This is a genomic window from Undibacterium umbellatum, assembly GCF_014284125.1.
Taxonomy (GTDB): domain Bacteria; phylum Pseudomonadota; class Gammaproteobacteria; order Burkholderiales; family Burkholderiaceae_D; genus Undibacterium; species Undibacterium umbellatum.
The window spans coordinates 13682-28141 of record NZ_JACOFX010000022.1 but is presented as its reverse complement, the minus strand read 5'-3'; the positions used below and the strand labels follow the sequence as shown (position 1 = coordinate 28141).

Annotated in this window: 10 protein-coding genes; 7 read left to right on the top strand and 3 right to left on the bottom strand. The window is 48.6% G+C overall.

Features of this window, described 5'->3' with window-relative positions:
* Positions 1 to 22 precede the first annotated feature (22 nt).
* Complete coding sequence (locus H8L47_RS25685) at positions 23 to 1096, bottom strand: acyltransferase family protein (protein WP_186956580.1); 1074 nt, start codon at positions 1094 to 1096, stop codon at positions 23 to 25.
* A 399-nt stretch (positions 1097 to 1495) separates the two neighbouring features.
* Between H8L47_RS25685 and H8L47_RS25680 the strand changes: the two genes are divergently transcribed.
* The 5 genes from H8L47_RS25680 to H8L47_RS25660 all read left to right on the top strand — a co-directional run bounded on the left by H8L47_RS25680 (position 1496) and on the right by H8L47_RS25660 (position 6408).
* A complete protein-coding gene (locus H8L47_RS25680; RefSeq protein ID WP_186956578.1) occupies positions 1496 to 2821 on the top strand; it encodes an MFS transporter in 1326 nt (441 codons plus the stop codon).
* Between the two features lie 195 nt (positions 2822 to 3016).
* Positions 3017 to 3427 (top strand): cupin domain-containing protein, encoded by a 411-nt coding sequence (locus H8L47_RS25675; RefSeq protein WP_230413913.1) that lies wholly within the window; start codon positions 3017 to 3019, stop codon positions 3425 to 3427.
* A gap of 142 nt (positions 3428 to 3569) precedes the next feature.
* Positions 3570 to 4646 (top strand): sensor histidine kinase, encoded by a 1077-nt coding sequence (locus H8L47_RS25670; RefSeq protein WP_186956575.1) that lies wholly within the window; start codon positions 3570 to 3572, stop codon positions 4644 to 4646.
* Entirely contained in the window at positions 4643 to 5425 is a 783-nt protein-coding gene (locus tag H8L47_RS25665) for a LytR/AlgR family response regulator transcription factor (RefSeq protein ID WP_186956573.1), read from the top strand. Before H8L47_RS25670 ends, H8L47_RS25665 begins: the two co-directional genes overlap by 4 nt.
* A gap of 119 nt (positions 5426 to 5544) precedes the next feature.
* Positions 5545 to 6408, top strand: coding sequence for a DUF2306 domain-containing protein (locus H8L47_RS25660; protein ID WP_186956571.1), 864 nt, complete (start codon positions 5545 to 5547; stop codon positions 6406 to 6408).
* Positions 6409 to 6469: 61 nt separating this feature from the next.
* Here H8L47_RS25660 and H8L47_RS25655 read toward each other — a convergent pair whose 3' ends face one another.
* On the bottom strand, positions 6470 to 7480 hold the full coding sequence (locus H8L47_RS25655; RefSeq protein ID WP_186956570.1) for a zinc-binding alcohol dehydrogenase family protein: 1011 nt from the start codon (positions 7478 to 7480) through the stop codon (positions 6470 to 6472).
* 113 nt (positions 7481 to 7593) lie between these two features.
* Here H8L47_RS25655 and H8L47_RS25650 point away from each other — a divergent pair, with 113 nt between their 5' ends.
* On the top strand, positions 7594 to 8496 hold the full coding sequence (locus H8L47_RS25650; protein WP_186956568.1) for a LysR family transcriptional regulator: 903 nt from the start codon (positions 7594 to 7596) through the stop codon (positions 8494 to 8496).
* 75 nt (positions 8497 to 8571) lie between these two features.
* Here the strand turns inward: H8L47_RS25650 and H8L47_RS25645 are convergent, their stop codons facing one another.
* Positions 8572 to 13719 (bottom strand): ATP-binding protein, encoded by a 5148-nt coding sequence (locus H8L47_RS25645; protein ID WP_186956567.1) that lies wholly within the window; start codon positions 13717 to 13719, stop codon positions 8572 to 8574.
* A 461-nt stretch (positions 13720 to 14180) separates the two neighbouring features.
* Here H8L47_RS25645 and H8L47_RS25640 point away from each other — a divergent pair, with 461 nt between their 5' ends.
* Positions 14181 to 14396, top strand: a complete 216-nt coding sequence (locus H8L47_RS25640) for a DUF4287 domain-containing protein (protein WP_186956565.1) — start codon at positions 14181 to 14183, stop codon at positions 14394 to 14396.
* Positions 14397 to 14460 lie beyond the last annotated feature (64 nt).

Sequence of the window (14460 nt, the reverse complement as noted above, 5' to 3'; positions counted from 1 at the left end):
GAGCATCCGTCCCAGACAATACTCAAATAGTAATTCGCCACCCCTTTTTGTTCATCGCAAAAGTCAGGGCAGCAAATACCAAAGTAAAGGCAGCGGCATAGGCGAAGGATGAAAAATTTTCGCCAAATTGCCTGACCAGCATTGGTGCAAATACTTGTTGGTAAATCGCATTATCCCACCCAGTCCAGGCCAATACACAAGTCGCCAGCCAGGCTCCGGCATAAGCAGCTATCGCGTTCACGCCAAAACTTTTTCCTATGGCTGGCCAGCACTGCTTGTCTATCAACAAGTGCATGCCCAACAAAAGCAAGATCGCCCAGGCACTGGTCCAGCAAACAAAGGATGGTGTCCACAATTGCTTGTTGAAGGGCAGATAAGCCGACCAGATCAGCGCCAGCAAGATCAAGCCGGCAGCACCTGCCAGCATTTGCTTCAACTGACCATCCCGCATGGCCCTGCCCGCCCAGACACCGAAGATGACACTGACCATGGCCATCAGGGTTGACAGCAAACCTTCAGGCTCTTGTGCCAGACCGGTTTGTACATCATAGCTATAGGCCAGCTTGCCCAGCACTGCCGTATCTATCTTGTCCACCAGGTTCAGGTGCGGCTCATAAGAGCCACTCCATACCAGCAAGGCCCAATAAGCCAGCATGGCAGCAAGGCAAACCATGACCTGGCTGGACAATTGCCGCACATGAATAATCAGGCAGGCAACCACCGCATAGCAAATGCCTATGCGCTGCAAGACGCCCATAAGGCGGAAGTGGCGGCCATCAATCAATGCCCAGGCAATCAAATGCAAGACCACGCCCAGCAGGAACATGCGCAGGCTGCGCCAGAGTATGCTCTTGCGCACCGCAGCCACATCCATGCCCTTGCCTAATTGTGCATCAAGCGACATCGCCAAAGAAGCACCGAGTATGAACAGGAAAAATGGAAAAATAAAATCCGCAGGCGTGCAACCATGCCATGCGGCATGTTCCAGCCAGGGGAAGACATGCGACCAGTCACCAGCATTATTGACAAAAAGCATGGCGGCGACCGTTAAGCCTCGCATGGCATCCAATGCTGCGTAACGTTTTACTGTAGACATATCCAAGTTCTCCCTAGTGCACTGAGACCAGTGCAGAAATACCAATTTATGCCTGCTACATCACCCGACCAAAGAAAAAGCCTGGAACCGGGTCACACGCAGGATAATACCAGTGTTAAAATCTGACAAAGTGGTATTGAATCTGGTCTTGTATATTAAAGCTATGAAAAAAAACCTATTTCCATAGTAAAAATATCGAAAATTCACAGACAAGCCGCCTACAATTACAGACCAATTTCAAGTGATCCACATCTTACTGGCACTTAAGTGGCATTGCAAATATAAAACCAGTTGACCGGCAATTTTGTGGCTAGTATGTTTGTAGCGCTGGCAAGGAAATACAAAACAAATAAACCGAGAACACGGGTTTCAAGAAAATTAATCTGTAGAGACAAGTCCATGAGCATAGAAAAAACCAATACACCCCATCCCATGCGCTGGGTGCCCAGCCTGTACCTTGCATCCGGCCTGCCGTTCTACGCCGTCGCCCTGATCGCTGGCCTGATGTATAAAAGCATGGGTGTACAAAACGACCAGATTGCTCACTGGACAGGTCTGCTTGGCTTGGCCTGGGTCTTCAAATCATTGTGGAGTCCTTTCCTTGAGGCTGCTGGCAGCAAGAAAATGCTGGTCATCATATTCCAACTGATTGGTGGCGCGGCATTGGGCCTGGTGGCACTGTCACTTCAGTTGCCAGCCTATTTTGCAATCAGCATTGCCTTGTTCGGCGTCGTGGCGTTTTCCTCAGCGACGCATGACATCGCCGCCGATGGCTTGTATATGGCCAGCCTCAGCAACAGACTGCAAGCCAAGTATGCAGGCTGGCAAGGTGCATTTTTTAATGGAGCAAAATTTATTTCCCTGGGTGGCCTGGTGTATCTGGCTGGTTACCTGGAAAAAACCTTGCCTCCCGCTCAAGCATGGACCATTATTTTTGCCATCATGGGTGTCCTGCTATTCAGTCTGGGCCTCTATAACAGCTGGGCATTGCCTGGTGAAAAAAATGCTGCACCTAAAGCCTCCATGCATAGCATCTTCGTCACCTTGCAAGATGTGATTATTGATTTTTTCAAAAAACCCGGCATCTGGCTGGCCATCGTTTTCATTATCCTGTTCCGCGCTGCGGAAGGGCAAATACAAACCATAGGCCCACTATTCCTGCGTGAAGCCAAGAACCTGGGCGGACTGGGTCTGACTACCGATCAAGTCGGAACCGCTTACGGCATAGCGGGTACGATTGCGTTTTTGTGTGGCAGCATACTGGGTGGGTATTTTGCTTCATGGCTGGGCTTGAAGCGTGCCCTGCCTTGGCTGATCCTGGCCATGAATACTCCCAACCTGGCCTTCTTCTTCCTCAGCAGCAGTTTGCCCGAGAGCATGACAATCATCACTGCCGCGCTGGCATTTGAGATGTTTGGTTATGGCTTTGGCTTCGTTGGTCTGATCCTGTTTATCATGCAAGTGGTTGCCCCCGGCAAATACCAGACCGCCCACTATGCGCTGGGTACAGGTGTCATGCAACTGGGCTTTGTATTTTTCAAAACCATCAGTGGCGACATACAAATTGCCCTGGGTTACAAGAATTTCTTTTTGTGGGTCTTGCTCAGCGCCATCCCTGTACTGGTCATGACACGCTTTGTCTCCTTTGGTGACAGTGCCAATCATGGCAAGGAAACAGCAACCAAAGATACGCCCGATGGCCTGGTGAAAACTGCCGACGCCTGATTGACCTCTCGAAGGGCCTCTTAAAATCGTGTGGGCCATGCTCACACCAAGCCCGTCAGTTTTGCGAGATTCAGGAAACAACACCCGTGCAAGTTAGCGTCATTTCAACTTGACTCCCACATTAAAAAGGATGGTAATTATGACCATGCGCAGCAACGCATGAGCATCATTACTATCCAACATGGGAGACTTCTCTTGCATACGACCACAACAAAACGCTTGCGCCAATTGACTGCCATCAGCCTCTTGCTGATCAGCGGCACACTGCTGGCACAAAACACGGGCATTACCCGCACCATCGTCACCAAGGCTGATTCATCCATCCCAGGCAAGGAAGATGTGATTGCCCGGGTAGAAATTGCTGCGGGTGCCGTGGTGGGCTGGCATACGCATCCTGGAGATGAAATCAGCTATGTCATGGAAGGCGAAGCAGAACTGCTGGTCGCCAACCAGGCTGCGCGCAAGGTCAAAGCTGGGGAAGGTTTTGTCATCCCCGCCGGTGTCGTCCATAGCGCAAAAAACAATGGCAGCGTGCCCATCAAGCTGGTGGGTGTCTACGTGGTAGACAAGGACAAACCCCTGGCGAGCCCCGCCTCTGCACCATAACTGGCTAAAGCACTGTACTGTCCTGCCACCCGGCAGGACGGGTTTAATACTCCTCCGTCATTCAAGCCCCGAAAACCGTCATCAGTCGCAAACCTGCGCTAGGCCGCTTGTTGAAAACAGCACTTACCGCTATCTTGGCTACATGAAAACCGCCACCCCAAACAAGCCACACTGGCCCGCACTGCCAAGACCACGACAAATTGTCGTGGTGCTCATTATCAGTGTATTGATCGCCTGGGTGACCACACCTATATTTCAGTCACCTTTCTGGCTGGTGCTCAGGCGCACGACTTTCATTGCCATGGTCATGCTGCTGGCGTTTACAGTGTCCGGCACCTGGCGTTTGCAATGGATGCCACGCTGGATACCGCGCTGGCTGGTGCAAGTGCTGGCCATCTGCTTCCTGGCACCGTTTGCCAGTCTGGCTGCCTATGTGGCGATAGCAGGCAATTTCATGAACTTCATCAAGGCGAATAATCTCTTGTCCGGTTTTGCAACCAGCACGATTTTTGCGATATTTTTTGGCTCCATCGTCGCCGTCGTTGCCATCAATCGCGAAGGCAAGCAACGTGAACGTGCAGACCGCCTGCAACTGGAGTTAGAAAAAAATGCTCTGGAACGTGAAGTGCTGGACGCCCGCCTGCGCCTGCTGCAGGCCCAGATAGAACCACACTTCCTGTTCAATACTTTGGCGAATGTGCAAGCCCTGGTTGAAGTGGGCTCGGAGAATGCAGCTCCAGTCTTGCGTCACCTGATTGCCTATCTGCGCGCAGCCATGCCGCGCCTGAATGACGCTGATGCAACGCTGGAAAATGAAATGCAACTGGTCAGTGCTTATCTTGAAATCATGCATATGCGCATGCCCGACCGTTTGCAATTTGAACTCAAACTGGCACCTGAGCTAAATAGCTTGCGCTTCCCGGCGATGGCCTTGTTAACCCTGGTCGAAAACGCAGTGCGCCATGGCATAGACCCCGGCACTGAAAGTGGGCATATAGAAGTTGGCGGCAGACAGGATGCCAGCAGCGGCATGGTGACGCTATGGGTTACAGATACCGGCATCGGCATGGCAGAAACCGCCGTTCCCGGCACTGGCCTGGCAAATGTCAGGGCCAGGCTACAAGCATACTTCGGCAAGGATGCCAGTGTCGATTTGCATGAGCAGACTCCACATGGTTTGCGAGTTGAATTAATTTTCCATCCGGGGGCCAAGGCATGAACGCAATTTCCAAGCAAGTCACCGCATTGATCGCCGATGATGAACCTCTGTTGAGAGAGCATCTGCGCACTAACCTGGCACGGCTATGGCCAGAACTGCGCATCGTCGATGAGGCACGCAATGGCCGTGAAGCGGTGGAAATGTTCGACATCCACCAGCCAGATATTGTTTTCCTGGATGTGCACATGCCAGGTTTGAATGGCATAGAAACCGCCAGGTCCATTGCACGCAGGGCGCACATCGTCTTCTTTACCGCGTATGAACAATATGCAGTACAGGCATTTGAACAAGGCGCTGTTGATTACCTCGTCAAGCCCATCATAGAAGCACGTCTGGCAGACACCATCGCACGTCTGCAACAACGGCTGAAGCAAGCGAATGACCTGGGGGCCAGCTATGATGCCCTGCTTGACCGCATGGCCACAGACATGCGCCAGCGCACCCCAAAGGCGAATTACCTGCAATGGATAAAAGCATCGGTAGGCAATAGCGTGCGCCTGATCCCGGTAGAACAAATAGCCTTCCTGCGCTCGGACGATAAATATACACTGGTCGCCTGGGATGGTGGCGATGCTCTGATACGCAAGAGCATACGTGAACTCAGCGATGAACTCGATCCTGACCGCTTCGCCCAAACCCACCGCTCTGTCATCGTCAATCTGCATTATGTCAGTGAAGTCACACGCGGCATGAATGAAACTGCTGAACTGCATATACGTGGCCGTCCCGATGTATTGCCAGTCAGCCGCAGCTACCTGCATCTTTTCCGGCAGATGTAGCACCGTACTGCCCCCCTTAAACAAGCAGCATTAAAAAGCAATCCAGTCTTTGCAGGCAAGCTCACGCCTGTACGGCAGGATCAGACACGACCATTCATTTCAGTAAAAGGAGTTTTCAAATGACCCAAGATACCGCTTACGAAACTGTCAATCTATACCCGGCAGAGAACGCACTTCATAAGTCTAAAAGACTGGATGGACTAGCGAAGACCAGCCTTAAGTATGCTGCAATGCTGTGGTTTTCAGTCGCCATCATAGGCCAGCTATTATTCGTCTACTACATCCTGGGTTTCTATGTCCTGTCTGCAATGAAAGGAAATCTCGCCGCATGGAGTAACGTGCTGCCACACGGCTATATCAAGGGAGACAGTGCAGGCAACTTTGCCATCATCACCCATATTTTTCTGGCAGCCAGCATCACCCTGGCGGGCATACTGCAATTGATACCGCAAGTTCGCGCGCGAGCGCCCAAATTCCATCGCTGGAACGGACGCATCTATTTATCCAGCCTCATCATTGCCGCCACGACTGGTTTGTACATGGTCTGGTTCCGCAATGGTGTGGGTGACTTTACCCAGCATCTGGGTATCAGCCTGAATGCAGTATTAATCCTTCTCTGCGCAGCCATGGCCTTGCGCCATGCTCTGGCACGCCAGTTCACCCAGCACCGCCGCTGGGCATTGCGTCTGTTCCTGGTGGCGAATGGTGTATGGTTCTTCCGCATAGGTTTGATGTTCTGGATAGCCATCAATCAGGGACCTGCAGGTTTTAATCCCAAGACTTTCGAAGGGCCATTCCTCAGCTTCATCTCCTTTGCCAATTCATTGATACCGCTAATCGTCTGCGAATTGTATTTGCGTGCGCAAGACAGCAAAAACAAAGCTGTTCACTTCAGCATGGCCGGGACCTTGCTGGTCCTGAGTGCAGCCAGCGGCATGGGTATCTTTGTAGCATTTATGGGCATGTGGTTGCCGCGCCTTTAAACCAGGCTCGCCAATACCGAAGGGGGCAAGATGCCCCCTTTTCTTAACTATTTAAAGAATATCAAAACCCTTGCAGCACCACTTTGCCCTGCGCCTTGCCACTCTCTATCAGCGCATGCGCCTTGCGCAAGTTTGCCGCATTGATCTTGCCAAAATTCGCATTCACAGTTGTACGCACTTTGCCTGCATCCACCAGTGCCGCCACTTGTGCCAGCAGCTTGCCTTGTTCGTCCATATCGACCGTCTTGAACATCGAGCGGGTGAACATCATTTCCCAGTGCAGAGAAATAGATTTACCTTTCAACTGCATCAAGTCCAGAGCTACCATGTCGTCAATCACGGCCAGCTTGCCTTGAGGCTTCAGGCTGGCGATGATTTCTATATAGTGCTGCGCCGTCTGCGTCAGGCCAGCGACGATATCGACTTCATTGATGCCTATGGCTTTCAATTCAGCACTCAAAGGTTTCGAGTGATCGATCACAGCATGCGCGCCCAGATCCAGGCACCACTGACGTGTCTCGGCACGTGAAGCGGTAGCAATCACACGCAATTGCGTCAATTGGCGCGCCAGTTGTATGAGGATGGAGCCCACACCACCGGCGCCACCTATCACCAGCAAGGTCTGGCCTGCACCACCGTTCTTGGCGACGCCCAGGCGTTCAAACAGCAATTCGTAGGCAGTAATCGTGGTCAGAGGTAAAGCGGCAGCCTGTGCATCATCCAGCGTAGTGGGTGCCTTGGCGACAATGCGTTCATCCACCGCATGCAATTCACTGTTTGCACCTGGGCGGTCTATCGCGCCAGCATAGTAAACACGGTCACCCGCTTTGAAATTGCTGACTGCCGCTCCGACTTCTTCAACGATGCCCACCGCATCCCAGCCCAGCACATTCAACTGGCCTTCAGCGGGTGCGCGGCCCAGCCTGACCTTGGTATCTACAGGATTGACGGAGATGGCATTTACGCGCACCAGCAGGTCACGCTCTTCCAGCGCCGGTTTTGGCAATTCCACATCTTCCAGTGATGCGGTGTTATCGATAGGCAAAGAATGGCGGTAAGCGATGGCTTTCATGTTAAGTCCTTGAGTGATTAAGTATCGTGTCCAGAAACATTTCCAGATCAGTGCAGGCATTGTAGAATCTGAAGCACGAATTGATAAGACCGATAAATAACTATCACTTTCAAATGAAAATTGAAAATCTCAGCGACCTGCATGTACTCGTGCAAACCGCACGCTGCGGCTCACTCTCAGGCGCAGCCAGCGTCCTGGGCATGACACCCGCAGCCGCCAGCGCCACCCTCAAGCGGCTGGAAACTCAGTTGGGAACCCGCCTGTTCGAGCGATCTACCCGCGCCCTGCGCATCACTGCGCAAGGACAAATCCTGCTCGACTATGCGCAAAGGGCATTTGATTTGCTCGATGAAGGTGAATCCCAGGTATCAGAAGCCCGCACCGCCCTGGTCGGCACGATACGCGTCGCCGCCCCGTCCGACCTGACCCGCACCACCCTGCTACCCTGGCTGGACGAATTCCTGGCCCTGCACCCCGGCGTGCAACTGACACTGAATGTCGGTGACCGACCTCTGGACGTAGTGCGCGATGAAGTCGATGTAGCAATAAGATATGGCACCCTGACCGACTCACGCCTGGTCGCCAGGGTACTGGCACAAAGCCGCCCCATACTCTGTGCTGCCCCTAGTTATCTGGCACGCCACCCCGCCCCGCAAACACCGCAAGACCTGGCCCACCACAATTGCCTGCTGTTCGAACGCAGCAGCCGCCTGCACAAAACCTGGCGCTTTGGGCAAAACGGCAAATGGAAAGAAGTCAGAGTCAAAGGCGACCGCAGCGCCGACGACGCCTCCCTGGCCCGCATGTGGGCGATAGCAGGCGCAGGCATCATTTTCAAATCATTGATTGATGTCAGGCAGGAACTGGAGGATGGCAGTTTGGTGGCGCTGCTGATGGCCTGGGAGACGGAGGCTTATCCCTTGCATGCATTGCTGCCCAGTGGGCGTTTTATACCAAACCGGGTGCGGGCGCTGGTGGAGTTTTTGGGGTCAAAATTCGTAGCTATCTCTAACTAGCAAACTCAAATGTTCACAACAGCAAAATAGTCAGTCGAGACCACACAATCATCGAAAATTGTTTTCGCACTAAAACTACCTTTTATTTTGTTTTTCTTCCAAAGGAATGGCCTCAACGACACCTAGTTCAATCAATTTTGAAACGATGTAGTCTAATTCAGCACCAAGCTTGTTATTTGCCAACGCTTCAAAATTAATTTCATCGATTATCTTTTTAACAATCACGCACCAACGTTGACCGATTGCTTGATCAAACCAAAATGGTCGGAAATTTGCGTAATTTTCCAGCCAAGTTTTACCAGCGACGACCAGTAACTCAAGATGCTCTGTTTGAGGAGCAACCTCCAGTAAATTAAGTAATTGAATTGCGCTAAACAAAGATGGGCCAGCTTGAACTAAAATCTTTAGACAAGGAAAAAATGGTTCAAGACGCGGAATAGCCTTGGGAAGCAGGTAAGCTCCTCCGCTAGTAGAAAAGTGGTAGTCATTGAAGTATAGAGAAGCAATTGCAGGGCCAATGTGCATTTCTACAGACGATTTTTTACTGCCGCTCAAATACTGCCAACCACTACTAGCAATAAGGCGGGTGGCTAAGGTAGCTCTGATATCAACTGCAACGATAAACGTATTTTTTTCATTCGAAAAATATAGTTCATCTATGCTACGCAAAAATACAGGAACCAGATCAAAGAAATGTTTATCCGGAAGCGATGTAATTGGAATTAACACTGCAGTCGAAATTTCTTCAAATGGAAGTTTTTCTATGCAGCGACTTATCAAAGGAAAAAATACATTATTCCAATTATGGGAAACTTCATCAAGTTCATCATTCAAATCTAGTCCTGCTCCATTTACATGGAACGTCCAAGACATATACTTCTGCACGATATCCGGTAGCCATAGTCGTGTTTTGAGATCAGACGAATCAGAAAACTGTTTGAGCCATAACGCCGCCGCACTGCAATCGACGTGCAAGGTTATGTTCGTGGCAAAATTCAAATCTCCATCTTCATCATAGAAATTCTCAACAACTAGATCAGTATACAATTTTCTTTTGTGCAGTTTCTTGAGTGGAAAAACAGGCCATTGTGGCTCTGCCTCAACACCTTCGAGCCAAGAAATTTCAGCATCTACAATGGCATTTACATTATTCCTACGTAGTGTTTCTATTGTAAGTTCATCGAGTTCCGATAGTTCGTGTGTTTTCGATGGAATGACGCATGCTTTGAATGCACAACGAAGCAATGCGCAAGGAATTTTATAATCTATCTGTTCAAGATCATTCGCAGCATAAGCTAAAGCATGTGCCGCAGCGTGGTTTCCACTAGCAGCCACTTCAAGCACAGTGCGTAGATCTTCTATTTTATTACTCTTACAGAAAAAATAAATCAATCCAAGATAAGCGATTGCTGTAGGATTAAAACGTAAGCCTCCGCGCAATTGACGAGAGAAATCTTGATCTTGATTTTTCAACGTGTCTTTGCAAAAATGATGCGCCCATTCGCCAAACTCTGCAAAAACAATTTCATTGTCGTCTTGCATAATCATCATTGCAGCTATAGTCCTCGCCTCAGCGTTCAAACTTTGCATAGTATTATCGCCACCGCTTTCTTTACCTTCAATACCTTTAGCCCAATGAAATGCCGCCAAACGCTGACTAGATGATAGAGTAGTTCCATTTTCAACAGCAAGACACAAGGAAATCTGCATACTGAAATCGACGTCCGCCTCATTACTTTCATTTCTCAAAGACTGAAAATGAAGTTCTTCCACTAAGGGTGATATGTATTGATGTCCTTTCACAACGCCATTTTCATGAGCAATCTGAATCTCATGCCAATTCCGAATGTCAGCCAAATTTAGTGCATGTTGCGCCATAAATTTAGGATTACCTAGATCAGCTTGAGGCCCATATTGACCCAACCTGATCACCGCATTGCCTATCATCCTTGTTAATGCATCACACTGACTGGGTGATGCGTTCAATACATATCCTCCAATTAGGCTTTCTAAAGAAGCCTTTCTTGAAGTTTTTTGTTTAAGCTTTGCCCAACTGACCGAACTATGGCGCTCCAGGCGACTTCCTCTAAGTGAAACAAAATCATGAACTTCGAGCAAATCACTTGAATGGCGCGTATGGTCAAGACAAAGCAATTCTGGACATGCCATAAATGGCATTACTACATCCAAAGATTTTGGCCAATGAGAAATGATGATGTCTATCGCGACTAAAAGATAACATGCAGGAGAATCAGATGGTCCCAACACATCCTCAAGCACCACATCAAAAACTTCTCCGGCATCAATCCGGAGATGCGCCCAAGCCTCTAAAGCCATTAATGCAGAGGTAACGCAATAATAATTGCAACTGCGCGACCATTGATAACTTTGTGGCCAAGGGAAGCGGCGCTGAGTACTAGGAAACTCCAAAATAACAGCAGGTATAGTCCCCGAAGGCGGTATGTGCAAACTTTCAATTGCAGTGTTCACCAAGCCATGCACCAACGCCAATCCATCTACGGGAGATTGAGTTAAAAGAGATAAGAAAGGTGCGTGTAATGGCGAGGGAGGTAAAAAATCGTTGTCTAGAAATGTATATGGTCGTTCACGACCGTATGCATTTCCATACTTTCGATCTGCTCGCGTCTCAAGCAATGCCTGCATCGTCAATTTCGCCAATTCTGCCGGAGCCGCAGCGGCAAGAGGATCGCATATTTTCAGAATGTGTCTTACCAATTCTTCATTATGCTTGGTTCCTGCAACAGCTGTAAGATACTCTTCTGCAAGCTGTGGTACGCATCTCGAACACATTACAAATCCACTGCGTAAAGCATACTTTAGTGAAAGTACTTCTGCATCATTGAGTCCCTGAAGAAAAACAGGTCCCTTACTTTTTTGCACTACAACGTCATGCGGCTCCATTAACCTTAACCAACGATAAAGACATTGCGCTGTCAGAGGCGTTAATGGTGTCAAGCCTAGCGTCCCAAAGGAGTAGGCATTATACAATTCAACAATCTCCGGGATTGCTTCTGCTGGTGGTTCACAACCATAACTTAGCAGCCAAACAATCAAATTCTGACTACCAGGACCGCGAGGAACGTTGAAGTGCTGAGGTAGATTGTCAGTGGATATGCCTTCGGCAGATAATTCAATGGAAGCAGGAACGAACTCAACTGCCAACACGGAACGAATAAGTTCACGAAGTAAAGCTGACCTATTTTTTGACAATTCCGGGGTAACTCGTCTTAAGATTACTAATGCAGCCTCAGAGCGAACCAATGCAAAAAGAGCAGTGCGTCTCCATGACAAATGCGCCCTAGCCGGGCTTAATAGCCCTATCAGCCGATACCAAGCAGTGGCATCATTTGCGCGTTCAATTGCCATACGTGCTGCAAGCTCAACGCCACGAGCCAGCCTGACCTGGATTGGACGTTCCAACGGTAATGAATCAATTAATTCAACATTCCCATTTATTAAATTCGCAATAGCCCAATCTCTGAAAACATCATGTTGAAAAGCAACACGGTCAAACGACAAATCACGGAGTGTGCCACTGGTAATCAATGTGTTGATAGCCTGTGATGGTTGAGTTCGAACATCCAGAAATTCTGATCGAATTAACGATTGCCCGGCAATATCTTTGAGCAATCGAGCCCTATCGCGAAAACCATTATCTTTTGTTCCATCAGCAGTAACCCACCAATTTACAGCCATATCAATTTCAGTACTGGGTAAGTTATCGCTATTGTTTTGAGCAACCAAGCGCGCTAGTCGAAACAAATTTCTTGTGACCTGTCTTGCTGGATGATCAGGACTCAACAAAGAGTTGAGTTTTGGATCTTGAATTTTCAACTGCTCTATCTCAGCCTCGCTAAGATCATTGATTTCAATTGGTTTTGCTCTCCCTAAGCGATTCAAAATATCACTTGGCAACCAACTGGGTTCATCAATACCAAATTCAAATCGTGCAGTTGCGACAATTGAGACGCCGGGAACATCAGCCGCAGTCCTGACAAGATCGACGACGGTTACCCTTTCTTCATCGCTAAAAAAATCTAGATTATCTATAAAAAGAATTGATCCACCATCGTTTGCCAACTCTATCAGCAAGTCCCTAGCGGTTCCGTCAAAATTCAGCTGCGCCCTCATTGCTTGCCAACCTCGAAGGACACAACGGCCTGGACTCAAGACAATGACGTCAGCTTCACTCGCAAGCTGCTCTGCAAACTGCCTTAGTACTCCAGACTTTCCAACTCCCCCATCACCACGTATTTCAACATAACGTCCTTGATCAAGCGCATCGTGAATTGCTGAAATTCGCTCTTGCCGTCGGAGAACAACATGCCCCACCTGAATAATTATGTCATCTAAAGCCAAGCGAGACGCATCTGATAGCGCTAAGCGAGCACTGATATGGCGATTTTCTCCACGGAACCGGAAGCCGTTTGCTGACAAGACAGCAAGCAGAGTTTCTCGCGTATGCTCTCCCCCGCTTTTGGCAACGAAAATCGCCTGCTCAACTAAATTTGACCAAAGCGCTCCTACATGAGAAATATCTTGGGGATGTAAAATACGTGCCACACGCTCTTGAGCCAATTCGACTGAAGCAGATCCTGATGCAGTAAAATCAAACGTCAATATTTGCAATCTCCGCAACAACTGCCAAACAACTTCATCTCCAACTTCACCTTCTTCTTTCAAGTGAGCTCTAAATATCTCAACGAAATTGCGCATATCCTCATTCGCTGCACCTTTAAGATTAATTTGATGCATAAAACTTTGCGCATCATCTCTTCCTCTGGCCAACATCAAGACATCTTGAATTGAACCGTCGATTTTTCGTGAGCCTTTAGATGTAGCAATGGCAAGTTCATGACGGCTTGCAAAAAAACCTTCGGTTCTTGAGGTTCTAACAATTTGCCCAACCACCTTGCGGAAGATAGGATCGGTTCGAGTAAATGTAATTGAACGTTTGACTTGTATTTCGATTACAACTTTATTGCCAGAAAGATCATATGCGTGAACAATTACGTCATCCAATTCAAATCCAAAATTGGCTTGTTGCATCGCTATTCGTTCAATTTTGGTTCCAGGCAAACCACGAGGCGGTGCGTCGCCTATCATACATAGAAGATAAAATGCTCCCACTTGTCCTTCGAAATGACTACCAGCGGGGCCGCTAGCTAAGGGACTCGAGGAAATTTGATTAGTATTGGTCATGCTTGATCCACATACATTGTTCATTGCAGTTGTTGGTTTTTATCGAGCCACATCTCTTCAAGTCATTCACTGATGTTCGGTTGGGATTGGAAAGTGGCAACCTATTGCAGCTACTCAATCAATTGGCATCTCCAGACTTCCACTATGAACCTGTTTTCATCAAGTGCCATCCACAACGATATGTTTAGGCTTGTGTAATTCCCGAGGAACGAGATCAATAGGTACATCACAGTGATGATAGTTAAGAGTGCCTCCGAATGATCCTTTTCATTGTCAGCAATTTCGCTCGTAGCGACGTAAAACAATTCTTTCAAAACATCGCAAGCCATCTGAAGTTACTATAAGATTAACCTCGGTCGTAGCGTTATGTAAATTCAAATTTCAGAAATTGCACAAAAATACGCGTTCCCCCTGTAACTTCAGCCCTCACCTTAAACCATACTTGAGAAGGAAAACATCACATGTCCGAAGAAGAAAAAGTCAAAGGCCCGGCCTCTTATTTCCCATCAATAGAAAAGAAGTACGGCAAGCCCATCCAGCACTGGTTGGACTTGGTTCAGCAAAACAAAGGTTTAAAGCACATGGAAATCGTGAACAAGCTCAAGGCTGAACATGAAATGGGCCATGGTCACGCCAATGCCATCGTTGCTTATGCTTTGAGTGATGGTAAGAAGTAGTCTGTCGCTTGTGTTGACAGGATTGTTGTCATTGTCCTGGGAATTATTCTACAAAAATAATTCC

Excerpts from the sequence above, each read along its gene's own strand:
- H8L47_RS25685 (WP_186956580.1), bottom strand. The coding sequence starts at position 1,096 with ATGTCTACAGTAAAACGTTACGCAGCATTGGATGCCATGCGAGGCTTA.
- H8L47_RS25680 (WP_186956578.1), top strand. The coding sequence starts at position 1,496 with ATGAGCATAGAAAAAACCAATACACCCCATCCCATGCGCTGGGTGCCC.
- H8L47_RS25670 (WP_186956575.1), top strand. The coding sequence starts at position 3,570 with ATGAAAACCGCCACCCCAAACAAGCCACACTGGCCCGCACTGCCAAGA.
- H8L47_RS25665 (WP_186956573.1), top strand. The coding sequence starts at position 4,643 with ATGAACGCAATTTCCAAGCAAGTCACCGCATTGATCGCCGATGATGAA.
- H8L47_RS25660 (WP_186956571.1), top strand. The coding sequence starts at position 5,545 with ATGACCCAAGATACCGCTTACGAAACTGTCAATCTATACCCGGCAGAG.
- H8L47_RS25655 (WP_186956570.1), bottom strand. The coding sequence starts at position 7,480 with ATGAAAGCCATCGCTTACCGCCATTCTTTGCCTATCGATAACACCGCA.
- H8L47_RS25650 (WP_186956568.1), top strand. The coding sequence starts at position 7,594 with ATGAAAATTGAAAATCTCAGCGACCTGCATGTACTCGTGCAAACCGCA.
- H8L47_RS25645 (WP_186956567.1), bottom strand. The coding sequence starts at position 13,719 with ATGACCAATACTAATCAAATTTCCTCGAGTCCCTTAGCTAGCGGCCCC.
- H8L47_RS25640 (WP_186956565.1), top strand. The coding sequence starts at position 14,181 with ATGTCCGAAGAAGAAAAAGTCAAAGGCCCGGCCTCTTATTTCCCATCA.